Raw genomic sequence first — 20794 nt, 5'->3', positions numbered from 1 at the left:
GCGGGATAGGGTGCTGCCCGGCTGCTTGATCAACAACGGAGTCCTCGTGAGCACACCCCCACCTCCCCACCAGCCGCCCGTCGGCCACCCGGCGTACGCGTCGGCACCGTACCCACCACAGGCCGGACCGGCACCCGCCCTCACCTGCCAGGTGTGCGGAGCCGCCCCCGCCGCGCCGGTGACGGTCCGAGGCCATCAGGGCATGATCGTGATCATGCGCAACCTGCGGCGGCAGGGCGTGTTCTGCCGGATCTGCGGGCTGGCCGTCTTCCGTGAGATGCAGGCGAACACCATGCTGCTGGGCTGGTGGAGCCCGCTGTCGGTACTCATCACCGCCGCCGTCCTGCTGATGAACCTCGGCGCCCGCTCCGCCCTCCTCAGCCTCCCCCAGCCCACGGCCTGGGGCGGCCGGCCACCCCTCGACCCGGGCAAGCCGGTGATGAAACGCCCGGCTGGCATGATCGCCCTCGTCCCCCTCTCCCTGCTCGGTCTGCTGGTCGTGGCAGCCCCCGTGCTGATGGTCGTCGGAGCGGTGAGCGGCGACAGCGACCCCCAACCGCTCACTGTGGGTTCGTGCGCCCGCAACGACGGTTCCTGGAGCGACCAGGACCTGAAGACCGTCCCGTGCGGCTCGACGGACGCCCAGTTCGAGGTCACGAACCCCGGACCGACGGGCTGCGAGGAGGGCGACCTCCTGGCGTCCCTCGAGTACAGCGAGGCCGGCACGACCAGCTTGTGCCTGCGGCCTCTGAAGTGACCTCCCTCAGAGCAGGTGGTCGGCCTTCCCCACCTTGATGTCCAGGATCATGGTGCGGAGCGCGTCACGGGAGTCGGCGAGGTAGTCGTCCTCGGCGCCGGCTATGGCGATGTAGGCGTTGCCGTCGGGGTCGGTGCAGTCGAACGGATCGTGCGGCCGCCCGCTGCCGCACTGATTGCGTCGTCAGGCGGCGGGCGGCCGACGGCGTCGAAGGCGTGGTTCAGGGTGACCGTCTCGCCGACCCGGCGGGCCAACTCACGGCCCGCCTCGTCGTAGGTGAAGTCGATCACCACATCAGTGCTTTGCCCGATGCAACGCGGACGTTCGCCGCGCTGTTCGGGTGTGGCGTGATCCCGACGCCTGGTCGCCGGCGCGTGCCGGCAGCGGCAACCAACCGGTGCCGCCCGCAGCGGCAACCAGGCGTCGTCCGGGCTCCCTAGGCAGGGCTGACGGCAACCAGGTGTCGTCCGGCCTCACCCCCGGAAGGGCTTACGGCAACCCGTGCACATGCGCCCCCACCGCGTTCGACCACGCGTTGCCCGCCGTCGCGTCCCAGTTGGTCGACCACGTCATCGCGCCCCGCAGCTCGGGATAGGTGCGCGGCGGCTTGAACGAACCGCAGCCCGTGCCCTTCGTCAGGCAGTCGAGGGCGTTGTTGACCACCGTCGGCGAGACGTACCCGCCGCCCGCGGCGCGGGTGGAGGCGGGGAGGCCGAGGCCGACCTGGGACGGGGCGAGGCCGTTCTCCAGCTGGATGCAGGCCAGGGCGGTCAGGAAGTCCACGGAGCCCTGGCTGTAGACCTTGCCGTCGCAGCCCAGCATCGAACCGCTGTTGTAGTACTGCATGTTGACGACCGTGAGGATGTCCTTGATGTTCAGGGCCGTGCGGAAGTAGGAGTTCGAGGTCGACTGCATGTCGATCGTCTGCGGTGCCATGGTGATGATCAGGGACGGACCCGCCTTCGCGGACAGCGCCCGCAGCGCCTGCGTCATGTACGTCGCGTCGAGGCCGTTCTCCAGGTCGATGTCGACGCCGTCGAAGCCGTACGTCTGCATCAGCGCGTACACCGAGTTCGCGAAGTTCGCCGCCGACGCCGCGTCGTTCACGGTCACCGTGCCGCGCTCGCCGCCGACCGAGATGATGACCTTCTTGCCCGCGGCCTGCTTGGCCCGCACGTCCGCCTTGAACCGGTCCACCGTGTAGCCGCCCAGCCCGGCCGAGTCCAGGGTGAAGGTCACCGCGCCCGGCGTGGTCGTGGCGTCCGCGAAGGCGACGGCGATGATGTCGTACTGGGCGGGGACGTCGGAGATCTTCTGGACCGTGGCGCCGTTGTCGAAGTTCTGCCAGTAGCCCGTCACGGCGTGCTTGGGCAGCGAGCCCCCGCCGTCTCCACCGGTCACGGCCGTCCTGCCCGTCACCGCCGCCGACTTCACCGACTCGCCGGCCGCGTTCGTCGCCGTGACCTGGAAGCCGTACGACGTGGCGGCCGCGAGGCCGGTCACGGTCGCGGACGTGCCGGTCGCCGCCGTCACCTTCGTGCCGTCGCGGTAGACGTTGTAGCCGGTGGCGTTCGACACCGGGTTCCATGTCAGGGACACCGACGAGGAGGTCGTACCGGAGACGGCGAGTCCGCTCGGTGCGGCAGGGATCGTGGGGGCCGGGTCGCCGCCACCGCCGCCGTCGGGGCCGTGCACCGAGACGTCGTCGGCGAGGTAGGCGGCCTGGCCGTACCAGCCGTGCAGGTACACCGTGACGGAGGTCGTCGAGGCGCCCGTGGTGAACCTCGTCGACAGCTGCTTCCAGGTGGTGGAGTCCGGGGTCCAGGTCGAGACGTCCGTGGTGCCGGTGCCGGTCGCGCCCAGGTAGGCGTAGCCGCCCTGCACCCAGGCGCTCAGGGTGTAGGTGGAGCTGGGTGTGACGGCGACCGTCTGGGTGCAGCGGGCGTTGTCCTGGCCCGCCGGGGTCGCCTTGAGGGCGGCGGTGCCGCCGTGCACGGGGGAGGAGACGGCCGTACCGCTCGACGCCGAGCAGGTCCAGTTCGTCAGGCCGGACTCGAAGCCGGCGTTCTTGGCGTTGTTGACGTCCGCGGCGGACGCCTGAGCCGCGCCCGCCAGGGACAGGAAGAGGGTCAGGGCGGCGGTCACCGCTCCGGACCAGAACCGTGTCGATCTTTTGTGTGGGGACATGACAACAAGTTGGTCCAGACCAATTGTGTTGTCAAGGTGTCGGCCCGTGGAGGGTGCGTGTGCGTAACCTGCCCCGTTCTGTCCTGGGTTGAGGGAAGAGCAGTTGTTGCGCAGCCACGGAAAGTGGTTCTCCGGCCACAGGGGCGTGGATACAGTGCTGAGGTAGTCACGCAATGAAGTCACCTCGGTGCGCCGGAGTAACACACCGGTGGGCCGGACCGCGGGAATCGGGGAGCTGCGCGTGCCAACTGCCATTGCCGTGACCGGTGCGGACCTGGCGCTGCCGCCGCAGGACGAGCGGACCGTGCCCGCCGCCGTCCTCGACGGCCTGGACCGCCGGCCCCTCGACCAGGCCGTCGCCGACGTCCAGATGCTCGTCGAGCAGCACGGGTACCTGATCGTCCTCTACTCGCGGGCCGTCCCCGCGGCCGTCGAACACCGGCTGTACACCATCCGCTCCCTCCTGGAGAGCGACCGCATCGCCCTGTTCCGGCCCGAACTGCCCCCGCTCGGACTCGCCGTCCTGGCACGCCAGTTACGCCAGCTCGCCTCCTGCGACCTCAGTCCCGGCGTCCTCGCCTCGGCCGGACGGCTGCTCATCCACTACATCCACACCGGTGCCCTGCTCGCCTCCGTCGCCCGTCTCGACCGGATCCCCGTCGGCCTGAAGTCGCACGCCCGGTCCTGGGTCCCGGGCAGCCAGTTCGGCGTCCTCGCCCACCCGCAGCCGCACTTGGTGAAGGTGACCCCCGAGACCACCCTGCCGGGACCCGAGTTCGGCACCTGGATGCTGGTCGCCCGGGGACAGCTCCAGTCCGACTGGGTCACCGGCACCCTCGCCCCGGCCTGGAAGGTGCAGGGCCTGCGCGAGACGGAGCTGCCCGCCGAGTCCGCCGACTGGTGGGGCACCGGCAAGCTCGTCGAGTTCTGCGCCTACCTGCCCGACCTGTCGGTCCTCTACCAACTGGTCACCTCCGTACGGCAGACGGTCTGTCACTGGTGCGGCATCGACGTCATCGGCGACCGCTGCGTCTTCTGCTCCGCCACCCCGCCGCCCGCCCACGAGACGACCGGCCCCGTCCGCGCGCTCACCGCGGGTGGCCGCCACAGCCGCGCGCTCACCGCCGGCGGCTGACCCCGGTCCACCGCACTGCCCGTACCCGTCGTCCGCTCGACCCGACCCCCAACGAGGTTGCACGGCTCATGAACTCCCGTCAGCGCCGCGGCGTGATTCTCCTGCTCCTGTCGGTGTTGTGCGCCCTGGGCGCCTTCGCCGGCGTCCTCTCCGTCATCAACGACGTGGAGTCCAAGGTCGGCCCCGAGGTGGCCGCGTACCGGCTCAGGTCGGACATCGCGCCCTACACCCCGCTCACCACGGGCCAGTTCGAGAAGATCGAGATGCCCGAGCGCTGGCTCTCCGAGAACGCGGTGACCGATCTCGCCGCCATCCGCGGCAAGATCGCCGTGACGACCCTGAGAAAGGGCTCCCTGCTCCAGAGCGACATGATCGTCGCCCAGCCCGCCCTCCAGCCCGGCCAGCAGGAGGTCGCCATCATGATCGACGCGGCGACGGGCGTCGCCGGCAAGATCACCCCGGGCTCCTCGGTCAACGTCTACGCCACCTTCGAGGGCGCCAAGGAGAGCGACCCCGACCAGTCGAAGATCATCGTCACCAACGCCCGCGTCCTCGACGTCGGCGAGCTGACCGCCCTCGAACCCGACGCCGACACCCGCGGACGGCAGCCCACCGACGCGGTCCCGATCACCTTCGCGCTGTCCACCCTCGACGCCCAGCGCATCACGTACGCCGAGTCGTTCGCCAAGCGCGTCCGGCTGGCGCTGGTGGCGCCCGGCACCGACACCGCGGTCCCCGAACAGGACCGTACGTACGAACTCGCCACGGACAAGTGAGAGGCCGCCGCCCATGCCCACGAGGATCCTCCCGGCCGTCGGCGACGCGGACGCGGTCCGCTCCCTCACCACCCTGCTCAGCCAGCTCCCGGACGCCGAACCGGTCACCCCGGTCGCCGACTCCACCCAGCTGGTCGACACCCTCGCCCGACTCGCCGCCGAGTCGGTCGACGAACTGCCCGAGGTCGTGATCGTCCACGAGCGCGTCGGCCCCGTACCGGCGTTGGAACTCGTCCGCGAGGTCGCCCTGCGCTTCCCCGCGGTCGGCGTCATCCTCGTCACCACCGACGCGAGCCCCGGCCTCTTCGCGGCGGCCATGGACTCCGGCGCCCGCGGCCTGGTCGCCCTGCCCCTGAACTACGAGGAACTGGCCAACCGCGTCCAGGCGGTCGCCCAGTGGTCGGTCGGCGTACGACGTCATCTCGGCCACGGCGGCGACGTGTTCACCGGCGTCGGCGGCACCGTCGTCACCGTCAGCGGCGCGAAGGGAGGCGTGGGCGCGACCCTCATCGCCGTCCAACTCGCCCTGGCCGCCCAGGCGTCCGGCCGCCCCACCGCCCTGGTCGACCTGGACCTCCAGACCGGCGACATCGCCTCCTACCTGGACGTCCAGTTCCGCCGCTCGGTCGTCGACCTCGCCGCCATCGCCGACATCTCGCCCCGCATCCTCGCCGAGGCCGTCTTCCGCCACGACACCGGCGTGGCCCTGCTCCTCGCCCCCGGCGAGGGGGAACGCGGCGAGGAGGTCACCGACCGCGCCGCCCGGCAGATCGTCAGCGCCCTGCGCTCCCGCTACGAGGTCGTCGTCGTCGACTGCGGCGCGCAGCTCGGCGGCGCGGGCGCGACCGCCGTCGAGATGGCCGACACGGCCCTGCTCGTCACCACCCCGGACGTGGTCGCGGTGCGGGGCGCCAAGCGCACGGTCCGCATGTGGGACCGCCTCCAGATCCGCAAGGCCGAGGAGACCACGGTCGTGGTCAACCGCCACAGCCGCGCCACCGAGATCCAGCCCACGCTCATCCGGAAGATCACCGGCACGGCCGTCGCCACCACCACGATCCCCGCCCACTTCAAGGAACTCCAGGCCGCCGTGGACGCCGGCCGCGTCCACGCCCTCGACGCCAAGGGCACCGTCCGCCAGGCGATGTGGGCGCTCGCCGGCGAGCTGGGCCTGGTGAGGACACCGGAGGGCGCCGAGCGCCGGGGCGGACGGGGCCGGGGCGGGGACCGGGGCTCGGTGGTGCTCCGACGGAGGAAGGACTGAGGGGATGTCCTTACGAACGGTGCGCGGAGCCCGGGACCGGGGCCAGGTCACGATCGAGTTCCTCGGCATGACCCCGCTGATCATCGTGACCCTGGTGCTGGTCTGGCAGTTCGTGCTGCTGGGGTACACCTTCACGCTCGCGGGGAATGCTGCCGACGAGGCGGTGCGGGCGGGAACCGCGGCGCACCGGGGGGAGCGGCAGGCAGTGTGCGAACAGGCCGGCACGGAGAAACTGTCGGACGCGTGGCAGGCGGGCGCCGAGGTGAGCTGCTCGTCGTCGGCGGGGTACGTGACGGCGGACGTCCGGCTGCGCGTCCCCGTCCTCTTCCCGGGCACGATCGCCTTCCCGTTCACGGTGCACGGCCACGCGGGCGCCGTAGAGGAAGAGGACGACTGAGATGGCGTACGGGAGGGGTGCCGGCCGACGGGGTCGAGGGCGAGCGGTCCGAGGTCGGGGCCGGGTGGTCGGGGGCCGGGGTCTGGTGGGCCGGGCGGGGGAGCCGGCGGTCCGGAGGCGGGGGCCGGGGCGAGCGGGCTGGGACCGGGGCCGGATGGGGGAGACGGCGGTCCGGGGGCGAGCGGGCCGGGATCGGGGCCGGGTGGTCGGGGGCCGGGGTCTGGTGGGCCGGATGGGGGAGTCGGCGGTCCGGGGGCAGGGGCGGGGGCGAGCGGGCCGGGACCGGGGTCAAGTGGCTCTGGAGTACCTGGGTTTCCTGCCGATCCTGCTGATCGTCGCGCTGGCCGCCGTACAACTGGGCCTGGTCGCGTACGCGGCCCAGCAGGCGGGGACGGCGGCCCGGGCCGGCGCCCGCAGCGCGTCTCTCGACGAGGGCGTCCAGGGCGCCTGCCAGAACGCGGTCAGCGACTGGCTGGCCGACGGCACGAGCTGCTCGCCCGCCGACCTGGGCGACGAGGTCCGGGTCACCTCCAGCGTCACGATCCCGTCCGTCATCCCCGGGGTCGGGGACTTCGGCCAGGCCCGCAAGACCGCCACGATGCCGGTCGACCACTGAAGGCCCGTGAAGGAAGGCACCGGACATGAGCCTGCGCGCACGCATCACCTCCCCCGAGGAGAACGGCGGCCGGGGCGAGGACGGCCACCTGGTCGCCTCGTACCGCGCCAAGCTGCTGGAGGAGATCGACCTCGCCGAGATGAGTTCGCTGGCGGCGGCCGAGCGCAGGGCGCGCCTGGAACGGGTGCTGGGGCACATCATCAGCCGCGAGGGCCCGGTGCTGTCGACGGTGGAACGCTCGCAGCTCATCCGCAGGGTGGTCGACGAGGCCCTCGGCCTGGGCATCCTGGAGCCGCTCCTCGAGGACGCGTCGATCACGGAGATCATGGTGAACGGCCCGGACGCGATCTTCGTCGAACGGGCGGGCAGGGTCGAGCAGCTGCCTCTCCGCTTCGCCTCCACCGACCAGCTGATGCAGACGATCGAACGCATCGTCTCGACGGTCAACCGCCGGGTGGACGAGACGAACCCGATGGTCGACGCCCGTCTCCCCTCCGGGGAACGCGTCAACGTCATCATCCCCCCGCTGTCGCTGACCGGCCCCACCCTCACCATCCGCCGCTTCCCGCGCTCCTTCACCCTGCACGAACTGATCGGCTTCGGCTCGCTGGACGAGCCCATGCTGTACCTGCTGGCGGGCCTGGTGCAGGCGAAGTTCAACGTGATCGTCTCCGGTGCGACGGGCACCGGGAAGACGACCCTCCTGAACGCGCTCTCGGGCCTGATCCCGGAGGGCGAACGCATCATCACCATCGAGGACTCGGCGGAACTCCAGCTCCAGCAGTCGCACGTGATCCGCCTGGAGTCCCGCCCCCCGAACGTGGAGGGCAACGGCCGCATCACCATCCGCGACCTGGTCCGCAACTCGCTGCGGATGCGCCCCGACCGGATCGTGGTCGGCGAGGTCCGGGGCGGCGAGTCACTCGACATGCTCCAGGCGATGTCGACGGGCCACGACGGCTCCCTGGCCACGGTCCACGCCAACAGCGCGGAGGACGCGCTGATGCGTCTGCAGACCCTGGCCTCCATGTCCGACGTGGAGATCCCCTTCGTTGCCCTCCACGACCAGATCAACAGCGCCGTGGACGTCGTCGTCCAGCTCACCCGCTTCGCGGACGGGGCGCGCCGGGTGACGGAGATCGCGCTGCTCGACAGCCACGGCGGAGAGCCGTACCGCCTGGCGACGATCGCCCGCTTCAACGCCCGGCCGATGGCGGCGGACGGCCGCATCCACGGCGCCTTCGAGTACTTCCCGCTCCCGCGCCGCGCCGCGGACCGCCTCTACATGGCGAGCCAGCCCATTCCCCAGGCCTTCGGAGTCGCCCGCACACTCGACGAACTCACGACCCGAGAAGCCAGGTAGGCCGAACAGGCACCGGACGGAGCAGGCACCCGGACGGAGCAGGCACCCGGACGGAACAGGCAGACAGAACAGGGAGGCAGACGGAACAGGCAGGCAGACCGAGAAGCACGCATACCGAAACAAGCACGCATACGAACAGGCACGCATACCGAACAGGCACGCAGGCCGACCGGGCCGAGTAGGCAGGTGGCCCCGCCCCCCGGCGGAACCCGCAGGCAGGACTGACAGGCAGACAGGACGGACAGGACACGGCCCCATGGATCTTCAGACCCTGATCACCCTCACCACCGGCGTGACCCTGCTGACCTGCGTCCTGGCCGTCGCGGGCCTGCACACCTACGCGCGGGGCCGGGCCCAGCGGGCGGCCCTCGTCGACCGCCTGTCCTCCACCGGCCAGACCGTGCTCACCGGCCGTCGGCGCCGCTTCCGCACCCTGGACCGCCGCCTGCGCCGTACGACCCTGGGCCGCGCACTCGAACGGAAACTCCAGGCGACGGGCCTGGACGTGACGCCGGGCGAGTTCTTCGCCTACATGCTGGCGACGGTCGTGGCCCTGTGGCTGATCGGCCAGGCCACCCTGGCCCCCTTCTTCGGCCCCCTGGCCGGCCTCCTCGGCATCTGGGCGGCATGGCAGTTCCTCAACTGGCAACGTCAGAAACGCATCGAGCGGTTCATCAACCAGCTCCCCGAACTCGCCCGCATCCTGGCCAACGCCACCCACGCGGGCCTCGCCCTGCGCACCGCGATCGGCATGGCGGCGGAAGAACTGGAGGCTCCGGCCGGTGAGGAACTGGCCAAGGTCGCGGACCAGTTGGCCATCGGACACTCCATGGACGACGCCCTGGGAGAACTGGCCGACCGCCTCCCCTCCCGGGAACTCGTCGTCCTCGTCACGACGCTGGTCCTCTCCAACCGGGCGGGCGGACAGGTCGTGGGGGCGCTGCGGAACCTGACGGAGACGCTGGAGGAGCGGAAGGAGACCCGGCGGGAGGTGCGGACCCAGTTGTCGCAGGTGAGCATGACGTCGTACGCGGTGCCGGTGCTGGGAGTGGGCTCCCTCTTCCTCATGAACGGCGTGAAGGACGGCGCCCTGGACCGGATGACCGGCTCGCCGCTCGGCCAGGCCGCCGTGATCATCGCCTTCGGCCTGTACGCGGTCGGCTTCCTCCTCATCCGCCGTATGTCCCGGATCGACGTCTGAGCGGCCTGGGAGGACACGGACCATGGAAATCCTGCTCGCACTCGTCATGGGCCTCAGCGTCTGGGGCGTCTTCACCGGCATCCGCATGTACCGGGCGGACGCCCGACTGCCCGCCGACCTGGCACTGGCGCTGGAGGTCGGTTCCACGCGCACGGGCGCGGTCGACTCGCTCGTCGACCGTCTGGGCATGCGGTACGCGCCCGCCGTCCTGCGCATGATGGGGCCCAAGCAGGTCGCCAAGTACCGCCGCAGGATCGACCTGGCGGGCAACCCGGGCGGCCTGACGATCGACCGCTACGCGGCCCGCCGGGCGGTGTACGGCGCCCTGGGCGGCTTCGGCGGCGTCGTGTTCCTGCTGCGGGGCGATGTCGTCCTGGCCCTCCTCCTCTTCGCCTTCGGCGTGTTCTGGACCGAGGTCGGCATCTGGTCGGCGATCCGTATCCGCAAGGACGTGATCGAACGGACCCTGCCGGACTTCCTGGACGTCCTCGCGGTCGTGGTGAGCGCGGGCCTCGGCTTCCGGCAGGCGCTGGACCGGGTGGCGTCGAAGTACGAAGGCCCCTGGGCGGACGAGATCCGCATCACGCTCCGGCAGATGGACCTGGGCGTGAGCCGCCGTGAGGCCTTCGCCGAGCTGCGCCGCCGCAACGACTCGGAGCAGGTCGCCATGTTCGTGACGGCACTCCAGCAGGGCGAGGAACTGGGCGCGCCGATCGTCGACACGCTGGTCGCGATCGCCAAGGACATGCGGCGTACGGACGCCCAGAACGCACGCCGCCGGGCGGCCCGCGCGGTGCCCCGGGCCACGCTGATGATCACCACGTTCATGGTCCCGGCCACGATGCTCCTCCTCGGCGCGGGCCTGCTGCTCGGCTCCGGCACGGACTTCAGCCCACTCACGGGCGACTAGGAGGACGGTGTGACGGTGATGACGACGCTCACGAGGGGACGCGGCGGCCTGCGGAGGCGTCGCGCGCGACCCCCCGCACCGGCGGCCCGCGCGACCCCCGTCACACGGCGCGAGCCACAACCCGCGCACCCCGCGTACGAGGACGACTCACCCGCTGTCGACTCCACGATCGCCTCACCCGCGATCGCCTCACCCGCGATCGACCCACCCGTGATCGACGGCGCTCCGGACGACACCGCCACGAGCCAGGACGCCTCCGCCTCACCGCGCTCCGACACGCCCATCCCGCTCCAGGTCAACGCCCTCCAGGCGATGTGCCGTCAGGTCTTCGGCTTCCGCCTCGCCATGATCGCCCTCGCCGCCCCCGCCGCCCTCCTCAACGCCTCCCCGGGCCTGGGCGCCCGTCTGGTGGGCGCGGCCGTGGTCGTCACCTTCATGGGCTCGTACGTCCTCTTCCGCGACTGGGAACGCTTCGGCCCCCTCCTCCTGCGCCACCCCACCCTCCTGGCCGTGGACACCCTCTTCGGCTCGCTGCTGCTGGTCTCCGCGGGCCCGGACACGACCCTCGCCTACGTCAGCGTCTGCACCCCCCTCCTCGCCGGCATCGTCTACGGCTGGCGGGGCGCCGCCTGCTTCGCCTCCCTCCAGTCGCTGATCCTCCTGCTGGTCCACGCCGCCCTCGAAGACGCCTCGCAGGTGAGCCTCGCGGAGCGGTTGCTGCTGCCCGGTCTGTGCGTCATCACGGGCGCCATGGGCTCCACCCTGCGCAACCTCATGCTCCGCTTCGGCACGGCCACCCACGCTCTGAGCACCGTCAGGGCCCGCCTCGCCGCCACCGAGGCGGTCGCGGCCGAACGCGCCCGGCTGGCCCGCGAGATGCACGACTCCGTGGCCAAGACCCTGCACGGCCTGGCCCTCGCGGCGGAGGGCCTGGCCCGCTCGGCGGGAGCGACGACCACGGACCCGGCGCGCCTGCGGCAACAAGCCGAACTGGTCGCCCGCGCCGCACGCCGAGCCGCCGCCGAATCCCGGGAACTCCTCACCGACCTGCGCCGGGACCCGGCCCCGGCGCCGCACATCGACGCCCTGCCCGAACTGTCCTCCCTGGCCCAGCAGTTCACGGCACGCTCAGGACGCCCGACCACGTTCCATCCGCCGTCCGACCGCGCCGCCCTCCCCGTCCCGGGCACGGTGGCCCGCCAACTCCTCACCATCACCGCGGAGGCTCTGGACAACGCCCACCGTCACGGTGATCCGACCCGGGTCGAGGTACGAGCAGACGTGCACGGCGGCGAACTGCTCAGCCTGAGCGTCCTGGACGACGGCCACGGCCTGCCCCCCGGCACCACGCTCGAACAACTGCGCCGCGACGGCCACTTCGGCCTGGTCGGCATGGTGGAACGGGCCGCCGCCATCGGCGCCCGCCTCCACATCGGCCGCGGCCCCCACTCCAGGGGGACCGAGGTCCGCCTCGAACTGCCCCTGGCAACCGCGTCGGCCCTCGAGTGACGCGCCGTTCCCCCACGACGAAAGGAGGCCGCCCATGCCGGACCGATCACCGCAGCCACCGCCGAACCCCTTCGACGACCTCCGGCCGCCGCCGGGCCCGCGCACACCGCTGCGGGTCGTGATCGCCGACGACAACCCCGTGGTCCGCGCCGGCCTCACGGCCCTGCTGTCCGGCCGCGAGGACATCACCGTCGTCGCGGAGGCGGCCGACGGCCGCGAGGCCTACGAGGCCACCCGCCACCACCGGCCGGACATCGTCCTGCTGGACGTCCGCATGCCCGGCGTGGACGGCATCTCGGCGCTGCCCCACCTGGTGCCGATCGCCCCGGTCATGATGCTCACGTACAGCGGAGAGTCGCGGATCGTGGAGGAGGCGCTGCGTCGGGGGGCCGGCGGCTACCTCGTCCATGGCGAGTTCACCGTCGAGGAACTGGTGTCCGCGGTGCGGGACATCGGGGCGGGCAAGGCGCACCTCACCCCGACGGCGGCGACAGCCGTACTGGCCCAGCTCCGTACGAGTGCGACTGCACACAATGACGTAGCCTCACTACCCCCATTTTTCACGAGTTCTCCAAAACAGCTTTCGCAACTGCAACCGCCTGTGGGACAGTCACGTCGGGAGTTCCGACTCAGCACGAGGGAGGCGGAGATCATGGACCTCATCGCATCCGGCATGAACAACCAGCAGATCGCCGCCACCTGCTTCATCAGCGAGAAGACGGTCAAGAACCACATCAACCGCATCTTCGCCAAACTGCACAGCAGCAGCCGCTCCCAAGCCGCGGCCAAGTGGCTCGGCGCGACGGCGACGTCCCACCGAGGACTGGGGTGACGCCCGGTGACAGAGTGGACGACGACCCGCCGCCGAACCCCCCGTTGGGCCCGCGATTGGGCCCTGGGACCCTCCACACGACGGTCCGCCCAGGCATACGTTCCCCCAGCCGACAGCGGCACCGGCACGCCCGACGCCGGTCACGCGACACCTGGAGGGGAACAGCATGACCAACTGGATCAACACCACGGTCGCGTCCATCCGATCCCGCACCGCACGCGACGAGGGCCAGACGGCGGTGGAGTACCTGGGCATCATCGCGGTGGTGGTGGCGATCGTGTTGGCGATCACGGGGACGGACATCGGGCAGTCGATTTACGACGCGATCACTGCGAAGATCGCCGAGGTCACCGGCGGTTGAGGCAGCCGCGCGGGAGCGGCGACGCAGGGCAGGCTTTCCCCATCTACATCACGGTGGTGGCGGGTCTGCTCTTTCTCGCGTTCGCCTACCTCGCGGTCGGTCAGGCCGCGGCGAACCGGAACGGCGCGCAGACGGCGGCCGACGCGGCAGCGCTCGCGGCAGCCCAGGACACCCGGGACCAGCTCGCGGGAGCGTGGGCGGCGCACGTCCTCGACCCCACCCGGTGGCAGGCCATCTTCGACGGCTTCGCCGAAGGGCTCACGCCGTCATGCTGGAGGGCCTATGAGCTGGCCGCCCAGAACGACGCCGGTGTGGAGAGCTGCGATCCTGACGGTCCTCTGGGCTACACCGTCGCGGTGCGGACCAACAAGGCCGTCGGAAACTCCGTTGTGCCCGGTACGGAGAGCGTGAGTTCCAGGGCCACCGCCTCCGCCGTGATCGAGCCGCTCTGCACGTTCGACCTCCCTGGCGTAGGCGAGGGTGAGGGCGAGGGTGAGGGCGAGGCCGAGGCCGAGGTTCTTCCGCAGCTCACCTGCGAGGACCGGGATTGGCCCCTGGACCCGGACGACCTCTCCGATCTACCGGAGCCACAGGACCTCTTCGACGTCCACTTGGCCGACTGACAAGCGAACGACGAGCGACGAAGGAAGCAGAGGCATGAGCATGCGGTTCACTAGGAAGGCCCGCAGGGGGATGGCCGCAGTGACCGTTGCGGCCGGTCTGGCTGTCGGTGTTGCGGGCTGCGGTGGTGGTGGCGACGACGACAAGAAGTCCGAGAGCTCGGCGTCCGCTTCCCGGGAGACCGGATCCCGACCGAGCGCTCAGGAAGGGCAGTCGGAGGCGCCCTTGGCGGAGACGAAGGGTTCGGACGGACTGCTCCTCCAGATCACCTCTGCCCAGCGTGATGCGGGCGGCTTCGTGACAGTGAACGGAAATCTGAAGAACGATGGCGAAAAGAGCATCGTGGTCCCTGCCGCACTGAGCGGGAACGAAACCGAGATCGTCAGGAACGGCAGGTCACTCGGCGGGGCGACACTCGTCGACCCCAAGGGGAAGAAGCGGTACTACGTGCTGCGTGACACGGACGGTCGGCCATTGACAACCACGGGCTTCTCCACTGTCAAGGCAGGCGAAAGCCTGGCCGTCTTCATGCAGTTCCCGGCGCCCCCGTCCGACATCGCCGACGTCACCTTCCAACTGCCGACGTTCGCTACGGCCACGATCACGATCTCCGGGTGATCCACCATGACCCACCCCGGCACCCGACGCCTGACCCCACGCCTCACGGTCATCGCCGCCGCCACCACCCTCCTCCTCACCTCCCCACCCCCCGCCCGGGCCGACGGCCCCAGCGTCCCCCCAGGCACCGAACCCACCGCCACCGCCCCCGTCGAAGTCGACCCCAACGACCCCGACCTCAAGCTCCCGGAAGGCGCCACCCTCGCCGAGCCCAAGGTGCTGGACATCAAGCAGGTCGTCGAGGACCAGACCGGGGACGAACGCCGGGAGGACACCAACGCGGACGTGACGTTCGCCCTCCAGGCGGAGGTGCTCTTCGGCAAGGACAGCGCCAAGCTCAGCGCCACGGCGAAGGCCCGCATCGCCGCGATCGCCCAGGAGATCAAGACGCAGAACGCCGCCCGGGTCCGAGTCTTCGGCTTCACGGACAACCTCGGCTCGTCCGCCCACGGCGACGTCCTGTCGAAGCAGCGCGCCGACGCCGTCCAGGCCGCCCTCGCCGGCGACCTGAACGACCCGAACATCACCTTCGAGGTACGCGGCTACGGCGAGCAGTACCCCATCGCGGACAACTCCACGGAGGCCGGCCGCAAGAAGAACCGCCGAGTGGAGGTGACGTTCCCGCGGACGGCGAGCTGAGGAAGGCTGTCCGCGTGGCCCGCGGGACCGTTGCCCTACTCGCGATGGTCAGCGGTCGATTCTCAAGTCGGCGGGAATCTCGGGGTCATTGGCACAGTTCAACTCGTCGCGCAGGGACTGGGCCAGGCTGAGCACCAATCGCTCGTACAGCTCAGATGACACCTTGAGTGCTCCGACTTGAACTCTGAGTTCGAGCGGAATCCAGTCCTGCTGCTCGTTCGGGGCGCCAGTGATCCTGCAGGGAAAAATGACGTCAGCGTCCCAGTCCAAGGCTGCGGAATTGTTGTCGACGTAGACGTCGCCACCGGAGTGACGCCAACGGGATGAAGACTGGACTGCCTCAAGGCTGTCCTTGGCCCACTCCACGGTGGAAGTAAATTGAGTGTCGCCCGAGAGGCTGCACGGTATGTACTCCTTGAGTGAGTAGTACTTCGCGGTCGGGTACCACTCCAGTACTTCTCCGGTCAGCCCATTCCGAAGGTCGTCGACGGAAAGTTCCTCACTGGTGAAACGGAGATCGTCCGATTTCAGCGCATCACGCAGTGAAGTCATGTTCTTCGGGCCGAACAGCGCGTCGCAAGTCTTCCACTGCATCGGTGAACTTTCGCGCAGGCTTGGCTCTTCGGAGCACCCTGCCAACAAAGTCAGTGCCGTCATCGCGCCACACCAGGAAATAACACCGGCTCTTACGCGCATTTCAGCCCACCTTCTCCAGGTCTCCGGCGAGCGTTCGCCCGTCATAGTAGGATCCCGAGATCTGCGGCTGAAGGTCCCGCATTTCGTCCTGGGTCATTCCTGTCGCATCGCCGTAATTTTGTACGGGCACCCATGCGCCTCGCTCGCCGATTTCACGCACCGTTTGCGTGGCCTGGAGGGCGGCAGCATCGTTGTTCCACTCGTTGTCCTTGAGGTATTGGAGAGTATGGGTACCGTAAGCCGTGGTGGCTGCTTCACCTGCCGTCTCCATGGCCAGCGGGACGGCTGTAGCGGCGACCAGCCCGGCCGCAGGGCCAAGGACAACGGCTGACCCCACACCTACAACTGCTGCTACCGAACCACTGACGGCGAATTTCCGCCATTCTCCCTGCTTTTCAAGGTCCAGATTGCGCTGATCTTCGATGTCCTTGAACTCTGATCGAATTTCGATTTCTCGCGATGCGTCGAGTATTCCGTGAACCTTGGATGCGTTGTGTGCGAAGGCGAGGCCGGATCCCTTATCGCCTTCGAGGGCGCTCAGTCCACTGGCCTCGTAAACCTGCTGTGCGCCAGACAAAGTCTGGTAGCCGCCCTCGTCGCGTGCGACAAGCATCATGAAATTCCTGCTGGGCGTCTCGCCGAAATCGTGACGCGCGCTTCCATCGCTACTGTTTCTGAACATTTCGTTACGGCCCAGGGCGTCCCCCGACCCGCCGAAGTTGTAGGTGGAGTGATTAAGGTCGTCGATGTACGCCGCGCCCATCTGCGCCAGGCTGTCCATCATGACCTCGGGCGGATCCTGCTCGGCGGTGACGTTGTAGCGGTTGATCACCTTCTCCATGATCTTCGCTGTCTGCTCGTCCCGATGGAGCTCCGGCGGATTCGCGTCCCACGCCGCTCCTGTCGTCGCGGCTTCCAGCGCGTGCCCGAGGGCGTCCGCGCCGCCCTCGCGGGCGTGTTTCGCCTCCTCGCTGCCAGGGTGGACCAGGCTGTCGGGGGCCCACTCGAAGTCGTTCTTCGTCAGCTCGTCGAAGTAGTAGTCGCGTTCGAGCGTGGCGTTCCTGTCGACCGTGCCGTCCTCCTTGTAGACCGTCGGGTCGTCGGAGAAGAACTTCTTCGCGGCCTCAGGGCTGTGCCCCAGCCCCTCCAGGACGCTGGTCAGCGGGTCGTAGCCGGCGCCGGTCCTGCCCGACGGGTTGAAACCCCAGTCGAGGTCGGAGCCGCCGGTGATGGGCTTGTTGTCCATGAACCGGTACGGGTCCTTCTTGTGCAGCTGCACGACGTGCTCGGCGATGGGGTTGATGAACCTCGCGTCGTAGTTGCCGTAGCGCAGGATGCCGCCCAGGAGCTGGTAGCCGTACGGGGACTGCCCTGCCCCGGGGTAGAGCTCGACCCGTTGCGTGCCCAGCTTGCGGAACTCCGACGACCAGCTCGCCGGCAGGTGCGACTTGTTGTCCGGGTCGGTCGCCGAGGCCAGGGCCAGGCCCATGTTCCGCTGGAGCTGCCGGGCCAGAGCGAGCCGCTCCTTGTTGTCCCCCATGGTGCCGTCCAGCGACATGCGGCCGTAGAACTCCAGCGCCTCCTTCGGGCCGCCGAGCGACTTGTAGAAGTCGGTGGAGAAGTCCGCGTCCCTGGCGTTGAACCTCATGATGGAGTTGAGTTCCATGTACTGCTTGTCACTCATCTCCGGACCGAGCTTCGCCAGCTCCGCCGCGCGCTCGGCCTGGGCGTCGTCGAGGGACTCGTACGACTTGTGACCCGCGTTGTGCTTGTCGCCGCCGTGGCTCTTGCTCAGCGCGCGGGCCAGGGACGAGTCGATCTCGGAGGCGCGGGCGACGAGCCGGTTGATGCGGTCCTCGAGCTCCTGCTTGGCGTCGAGCTGTTCCGGCGTCCGGTCGTCACTGTCGCCCCGGATGTGCGGGAAGAAGCAGCGAACCTTGCCGTCTCCGATGTCCTCGACGCGAACCCCGAGGTTCGACGCGTCCTGCTCGACCGCGGTCCTGATCTTCTTCTGGAGCGCTAGAAGTTCAGCGTGGCCGTCGACGAGCACCGTGTGGATGCTGTCGGCCTCGGTGTGCAGGTCGGCGATCTCCTTCGCCGTCTTGGTGACGAACTCCCTTGTCACCGTCGCGTTCACACCGGCCCACCGGGCCTTGTCCGACTTCGCCTGCATTCCCCCGCGGGCACTCTCCGCCGCGGTCTTGAGCGCGTCAACGCTTTTCTTCCAGTCGGAGACCGCGGTGCCGAGCTTGCCGAGATCGACTTCGACGAGGTCCATGCATGTGAGGGCCACCCGGCTGCTCCTACTGGAAGTACTTGCTGATCTGGGACACGGGCAGGGCGGCGCCGTCGCTGCCGAGCAGCACGGTCCCGATCTTGGCGTCCTCCTGGGCGTGCAGCTTCTTGGTGAAGTCGAGGTGATCGGAGATGTGGGCGCAGGCCTGGAGCACCGTCTTGAGCTGTGACGTCCAGATCTCGACCGTCGTCTCGAGCGCGCCGCCCGACGCGAAACCGTGCGACTTCAGCGCGGCGGCCGCCTGGTTCGAGGACCCCACGCCGTCCTTGTTCGCACCGGCGCCGGCGATGTCCGCCCCGGCCTGGAGGTCCTCGTAGAGGATGTACGCGTCATGGCCGACGGCGCCGAGGTCGTCCTGGTTGACCACCAGGTCACCGTCGACGCTTGCCGGACCCCTGTCCACGGGGAGCTGGTTGAGACGCATCTGCGTCGAGCGATGCTCGACCGCGTCCGCCTTCAGGTTCTCCCACTCGTCCCACGCCATGCCCCGTTCCCTCCCGTGGTTCGGTTCCTGTGCGGACCTTGGCCAGGACCCAACCTACGGGCGTCATAAGGGCAGTAGTGGCTTTTGAGCCGCCAACTCAGCTCTTACGCACCGGTGTTCGGAGGCGTACCCGCCACCTCGTAACGCAGGAGGGCGACCCCGTTGCCGAAGGTGCGGGACTCGGTGAGGTGGAGCGCGGTCGTCGTGTCGGCGTGGGGGAAGAGGGGCTTGCCGCGGCCGATGAGGACCGGGTGGACGTAGAGCCGGATCTCGTCGACGAGACCGTGCCGGAGGAAGACCGCGGCCAGGTCGGCCCCGCCGAGCCCCAGGTCACCGCCCGGCTGCTCCTTGAGGGCCATGACCTCGTCGGGCACGACGTCCCGGACGATCGTGGTGTTCCAGGCGGCGTGTTGCAGGGTGCGTGAGTACACGATCTTCGGTGTGTCCCGCCAGATCCCCGCGAATTCGGCCGTCGTCGCGGTGGCTGCCGGATCGGCGTCGGCCGTGGGCCAGAACGCGGCCATGAGGTCGTGGGTGACCCGGCCGCTGAGCAGGCCACCGAGGTGCCGGACGGTGTCGTTGAAGTGCTGGTGCAGTTCGTCGTCGACCCGGTGCCAGGAGATGTCGCGGTCGGGGCCTTCGAGGTAACCGTCGAGGGACACCGACATCATCAGGACGATCTTCCGCATCACGCACCTCGCTGTGTCGGCGTACCGGCAGACTCGCCGGATGGAGGGAAGGGTAGGCCGGAGAGGGCGCGAAGGGTGGGACATGAGGCGCTGGCGTGACGGACGGAGCCGACTGACGGTGCACGGGGACGGCGGGACGGCGGTGACCGTTCCGTTGGAGGTCGCCACCTCCTACCGTGCCCGTGCGAAGGGCCTCCTGGGACGGGACTCCATCGACGGCGCGCTGCTGCTCTCCCCCGCTTCCGGCATCCACACCTTCCGCATGCGCATCCCCATCGACGTCGCCTACCTGACCCGCGACCTCACCGTCCTCGCCGTCCGCACGATGCGCCCCGGCCGCCTGGGCCGACCACGCCTGCGCGCGCGGCACGTCCTGGAGGCGCAGGCGGGAGCCATGGCGGGGTGGGGGGTGAAGGCGGGCGTGCGGATCTCGGTCGAGCCGTTGGCATGACCGCACTCGACACCCGCGTCCCGTGCCCGCTGACCTCGCTGCGACGGCACGGCCTCGGCGATAAAGCGGTTGTCGCAGGAACCGTCGCCCATTAGGAAGTTCCCATGACCCAACTCGGTGCCGTCTTCCGCCCCCAACTCCCTCCCGAGCGCCTCCGCACCATCGCCCGGCTCGCCGACTCCACCGGGCTCGACGAGCTCTGGTTGTGGGAGGACTGCTTCCTGGAGGCCGGGATCTCCGCGGCGGCGGCCGCGCTGGCGTGGACCGAGCGGGTGCGGGTCGGTGTCGGTCTGTTGCCGGTCCCGCTGCGCAACGTCGCCCTCACCGCGATGGAGGCCGCGACGCTGCACCGGATGTTCCCGGGCCGCGTCACCCTCGCCGTCGGCCACGGCGTCCAGGACTGGATGGGCCAGGTCGGCGTCCGGGCCGCGTCCCCGCTGACCCTGCTGCGCGAGTACACCCTCGCCCTGCGCGGCCTGCTGGACGGGGAGCGGATCACGACCGAGGGGCGGTACGTGACGCTGGACGACGTCGCCCTCGGCTGGCCCCCGGAGGGCGGTGCCGAGGTGCTGGTCGGCGGCATCGGGCCGCGCACCCTGCGGCTGTCCGGCGAGGTCGCGGACGGCACCCTTCTCAACGAGGTCTTCTCCCCGGACGGTGTGCGCGAGGCCCGGCGGACCATCGACGAGGGCAGGGCGGCGGCCGGACGTGACACGGGGCGGCCGCACAGGATCGTCGTCTACGTCTTCACCGCCACCGGGCCCGGTGCCGCCGACCGCCTCCAGCGGGAACTGGCCGCGACCGGCCTCACCGACGTCTCCGGCCTCGGTGTCGCCGGCGACGCCGCCCAGGTCGCCGAGACCGTCCAGCGCTTCGCCGACGCCGGCGCCGACACGGTCGTCCTCCTCCCCACCGCCGACGAGCCCGACCCCGAGGGGTTCGTACGGTTCGTCGGGGACGGCGTACTCCCCCTGGTGAAGTGACGTGACAGC

Annotated in this window: 23 protein-coding genes; 17 read left to right on the top strand and 6 right to left on the bottom strand. The window is 69.9% G+C overall.

Annotation, left to right across the window (positions count from 1 at the left end; genetic code table 11):
• Positions 1-46 precede the first annotated feature (46 nt).
• On the top strand, positions 47-757 hold the full coding sequence (locus tag ACF1A1_RS15030; protein ID WP_392000008.1) for a hypothetical protein: 711 nt from the start codon (positions 47-49) through the stop codon (positions 755-757).
• Between the two features lie 101 nt (positions 758-858).
• Here the strand turns inward: ACF1A1_RS15030 and ACF1A1_RS15025 are convergent, their stop codons facing one another.
• Positions 859-1047: a hypothetical protein gene (locus ACF1A1_RS15025; RefSeq protein WP_392000007.1), complete on the bottom strand. Its 189-nt coding sequence runs from the start codon at positions 1045-1047 to the stop codon at positions 859-861.
• A 199-nt stretch (positions 1048-1246) separates the two neighbouring features.
• Positions 1247-2944, bottom strand: a complete 1698-nt coding sequence (locus ACF1A1_RS15020; RefSeq protein WP_392000006.1) for a chitinase — start codon at positions 2942-2944, stop codon at positions 1247-1249.
• 241 nt (positions 2945-3185) lie between these two features.
• Here ACF1A1_RS15020 and ACF1A1_RS15015 point away from each other — a divergent pair, with 241 nt between their 5' ends.
• From ACF1A1_RS15015 to ACF1A1_RS14950, 14 genes are all read left to right on the top strand, one after another.
• Complete coding sequence (locus ACF1A1_RS15015; protein ID WP_392000004.1) at positions 3186-4079, top strand: hypothetical protein; 894 nt, start codon at positions 3186-3188, stop codon at positions 4077-4079.
• A gap of 68 nt (positions 4080-4147) precedes the next feature.
• Positions 4148-4855, top strand: a complete 708-nt coding sequence (gene cpaB / locus ACF1A1_RS15010) for a Flp pilus assembly protein CpaB (RefSeq protein ID WP_392000003.1) — start codon at positions 4148-4150, stop codon at positions 4853-4855.
• Between the two features lie 13 nt (positions 4856-4868).
• Complete coding sequence (locus ACF1A1_RS15005; protein WP_392000001.1) at positions 4869-6119, top strand: CpaE family protein; 1251 nt, start codon at positions 4869-4871, stop codon at positions 6117-6119.
• 4 nt (positions 6120-6123) lie between these two features.
• Complete coding sequence (locus tag ACF1A1_RS15000; protein WP_392000000.1) at positions 6124-6516, top strand: TadE family protein; 393 nt, start codon at positions 6124-6126, stop codon at positions 6514-6516.
• Positions 6517-6748: 232 nt separating this feature from the next.
• Positions 6749-7132, top strand: coding sequence for a TadE/TadG family type IV pilus assembly protein (locus tag ACF1A1_RS14995; protein WP_391999998.1), 384 nt, complete (start codon positions 6749-6751; stop codon positions 7130-7132).
• Positions 7133-7157: 25 nt separating this feature from the next.
• The gene (locus ACF1A1_RS14990) at positions 7158-8495 is read left to right on the top strand and encodes a CpaF family protein (protein WP_391999996.1); all 1338 of its coding nucleotides are present in this window, start codon (positions 7158-7160) and stop codon (positions 8493-8495) included.
• A 256-nt stretch (positions 8496-8751) separates the two neighbouring features.
• Positions 8752-9696 (top strand): type II secretion system F family protein, encoded by a 945-nt coding sequence (locus ACF1A1_RS14985; protein WP_391999995.1) that lies wholly within the window; start codon positions 8752-8754, stop codon positions 9694-9696.
• Positions 9697-9718: 22 nt separating this feature from the next.
• Positions 9719-10606 carry a DUF5936 domain-containing protein gene (locus ACF1A1_RS14980; RefSeq protein ID WP_391999993.1) on the top strand — a complete coding sequence of 296 codons (888 nt, stop codon included), beginning with the start codon at positions 9719-9721 and terminating at the stop codon, positions 10604-10606.
• 18 nt (positions 10607-10624) lie between these two features.
• Positions 10625-12115 (top strand): sensor histidine kinase, encoded by a 1491-nt coding sequence (locus ACF1A1_RS14975; protein WP_391999991.1) that lies wholly within the window; start codon positions 10625-10627, stop codon positions 12113-12115.
• 34 nt (positions 12116-12149) lie between these two features.
• Complete coding sequence (locus ACF1A1_RS14970; RefSeq protein ID WP_391999989.1) at positions 12150-12947, top strand: response regulator; 798 nt, start codon at positions 12150-12152, stop codon at positions 12945-12947.
• A gap of 166 nt (positions 12948-13113) precedes the next feature.
• Positions 13114-13308, top strand: a complete 195-nt coding sequence (locus tag ACF1A1_RS14965) for a hypothetical protein (RefSeq protein WP_391999988.1) — start codon at positions 13114-13116, stop codon at positions 13306-13308.
• Positions 13305-13931 carry a pilus assembly protein TadG-related protein gene (locus tag ACF1A1_RS14960; RefSeq protein ID WP_391999987.1) on the top strand — a complete coding sequence of 209 codons (627 nt, stop codon included), beginning with the start codon at positions 13305-13307 and terminating at the stop codon, positions 13929-13931. Before ACF1A1_RS14965 ends, ACF1A1_RS14960 begins: the two co-directional genes overlap by 4 nt.
• A 34-nt stretch (positions 13932-13965) precedes the next feature.
• Positions 13966-14547, top strand: a complete 582-nt coding sequence (locus ACF1A1_RS14955) for a hypothetical protein (protein WP_391999985.1) — start codon at positions 13966-13968, stop codon at positions 14545-14547.
• A 6-nt stretch (positions 14548-14553) separates the two neighbouring features.
• Complete coding sequence (locus ACF1A1_RS14950) at positions 14554-15186, top strand: OmpA family protein (protein ID WP_391999983.1); 633 nt, start codon at positions 14554-14556, stop codon at positions 15184-15186.
• Between the two features lie 48 nt (positions 15187-15234).
• Here the strand turns inward: ACF1A1_RS14950 and ACF1A1_RS14945 are convergent, their stop codons facing one another.
• The 4 genes from ACF1A1_RS14945 to ACF1A1_RS14930 form a co-directional block, all read right to left on the bottom strand.
• Positions 15235-15843 (bottom strand): hypothetical protein, encoded by a 609-nt coding sequence (locus ACF1A1_RS14945; RefSeq protein WP_391999981.1) that lies wholly within the window; start codon positions 15841-15843, stop codon positions 15235-15237.
• Positions 15844-15883: 40 nt separating this feature from the next.
• On the bottom strand, positions 15884-18160 hold the full coding sequence (locus ACF1A1_RS14940) for a hypothetical protein (protein ID WP_391999980.1): 2277 nt from the start codon (positions 18158-18160) through the stop codon (positions 15884-15886).
• Positions 18161-18185: 25 nt separating this feature from the next.
• Positions 18186-18662, bottom strand: coding sequence for a hypothetical protein (locus tag ACF1A1_RS14935; RefSeq protein ID WP_391999978.1), 477 nt, complete (start codon positions 18660-18662; stop codon positions 18186-18188).
• Between the two features lie 104 nt (positions 18663-18766).
• A complete protein-coding gene (locus ACF1A1_RS14930) occupies positions 18767-19351 on the bottom strand; it encodes a dihydrofolate reductase family protein (protein ID WP_391999977.1) in 585 nt (194 codons plus the stop codon).
• An 82-nt stretch (positions 19352-19433) separates the two neighbouring features.
• On the opposite strand from ACF1A1_RS14930, the gene ACF1A1_RS14925 reads away from it, so the two are divergent.
• Both ACF1A1_RS14925 and ACF1A1_RS14920 read left to right on the top strand, forming a co-directional pair.
• Positions 19434-19802: a DUF192 domain-containing protein gene (locus ACF1A1_RS14925; RefSeq protein ID WP_391999976.1), complete on the top strand. Its 369-nt coding sequence runs from the start codon at positions 19434-19436 to the stop codon at positions 19800-19802.
• Between the two features lie 104 nt (positions 19803-19906).
• On the top strand, positions 19907-20785 hold the full coding sequence (locus ACF1A1_RS14920; protein ID WP_391999975.1) for an LLM class flavin-dependent oxidoreductase: 879 nt from the start codon (positions 19907-19909) through the stop codon (positions 20783-20785).
• The last annotated feature ends 9 nt before the right edge of the window (positions 20786-20794 follow it).

This window comes from Streptomyces sp. NPDC014995, assembly GCF_043080745.1.
Taxonomy (GTDB): domain Bacteria; phylum Actinomycetota; class Actinomycetes; order Streptomycetales; family Streptomycetaceae; genus Streptomyces.
Note: the sequence above shows the minus strand (reverse complement) of the source record. Positions and strands in the feature narration are given on the sequence as shown.

Coding starts and splice junctions, on each gene's coding strand:
- ACF1A1_RS15020 (WP_392000006.1), bottom strand. CDS start 2,944: ATGTCCCCACACAAAAGATCGACACGGTTCTGGTCCGGAGCGGTGACC.
- cpaB (WP_392000003.1), top strand. CDS start 4,148: ATGAACTCCCGTCAGCGCCGCGGCGTGATTCTCCTGCTCCTGTCGGTG.
- ACF1A1_RS15005 (WP_392000001.1), top strand. CDS start 4,869: ATGCCCACGAGGATCCTCCCGGCCGTCGGCGACGCGGACGCGGTCCGC.
- ACF1A1_RS15000 (WP_392000000.1), top strand. CDS start 6,124: ATGTCCTTACGAACGGTGCGCGGAGCCCGGGACCGGGGCCAGGTCACG.
- ACF1A1_RS14995 (WP_391999998.1), top strand. CDS start 6,749: ATGGGGGAGTCGGCGGTCCGGGGGCAGGGGCGGGGGCGAGCGGGCCGG.
- ACF1A1_RS14990 (WP_391999996.1), top strand. CDS start 7,158: ATGAGCCTGCGCGCACGCATCACCTCCCCCGAGGAGAACGGCGGCCGG.
- ACF1A1_RS14985 (WP_391999995.1), top strand. CDS start 8,752: ATGGATCTTCAGACCCTGATCACCCTCACCACCGGCGTGACCCTGCTG.
- ACF1A1_RS14980 (WP_391999993.1), top strand. CDS start 9,719: ATGGAAATCCTGCTCGCACTCGTCATGGGCCTCAGCGTCTGGGGCGTC.
- ACF1A1_RS14975 (WP_391999991.1), top strand. CDS start 10,625: ATGACGACGCTCACGAGGGGACGCGGCGGCCTGCGGAGGCGTCGCGCG.
- ACF1A1_RS14970 (WP_391999989.1), top strand. CDS start 12,150: ATGCCGGACCGATCACCGCAGCCACCGCCGAACCCCTTCGACGACCTC.
- ACF1A1_RS14965 (WP_391999988.1), top strand. CDS start 13,114: ATGACCAACTGGATCAACACCACGGTCGCGTCCATCCGATCCCGCACC.
- ACF1A1_RS14955 (WP_391999985.1), top strand. CDS start 13,966: ATGAGCATGCGGTTCACTAGGAAGGCCCGCAGGGGGATGGCCGCAGTG.
- ACF1A1_RS14950 (WP_391999983.1), top strand. CDS start 14,554: ATGACCCACCCCGGCACCCGACGCCTGACCCCACGCCTCACGGTCATC.
- ACF1A1_RS14945 (WP_391999981.1), bottom strand. CDS start 15,843: ATGACGGCACTGACTTTGTTGGCAGGGTGCTCCGAAGAGCCAAGCCTG.
- ACF1A1_RS14940 (WP_391999980.1), bottom strand. CDS start 18,160: ATGGACCTCGTCGAAGTCGATCTCGGCAAGCTCGGCACCGCGGTCTCC.
- ACF1A1_RS14935 (WP_391999978.1), bottom strand. CDS start 18,662: ATGGCGTGGGACGAGTGGGAGAACCTGAAGGCGGACGCGGTCGAGCAT.
- ACF1A1_RS14930 (WP_391999977.1), bottom strand. CDS start 19,351: ATGCGGAAGATCGTCCTGATGATGTCGGTGTCCCTCGACGGTTACCTC.
- ACF1A1_RS14925 (WP_391999976.1), top strand. CDS start 19,434: ATGAGGCGCTGGCGTGACGGACGGAGCCGACTGACGGTGCACGGGGAC.
- ACF1A1_RS14920 (WP_391999975.1), top strand. CDS start 19,907: ATGACCCAACTCGGTGCCGTCTTCCGCCCCCAACTCCCTCCCGAGCGC.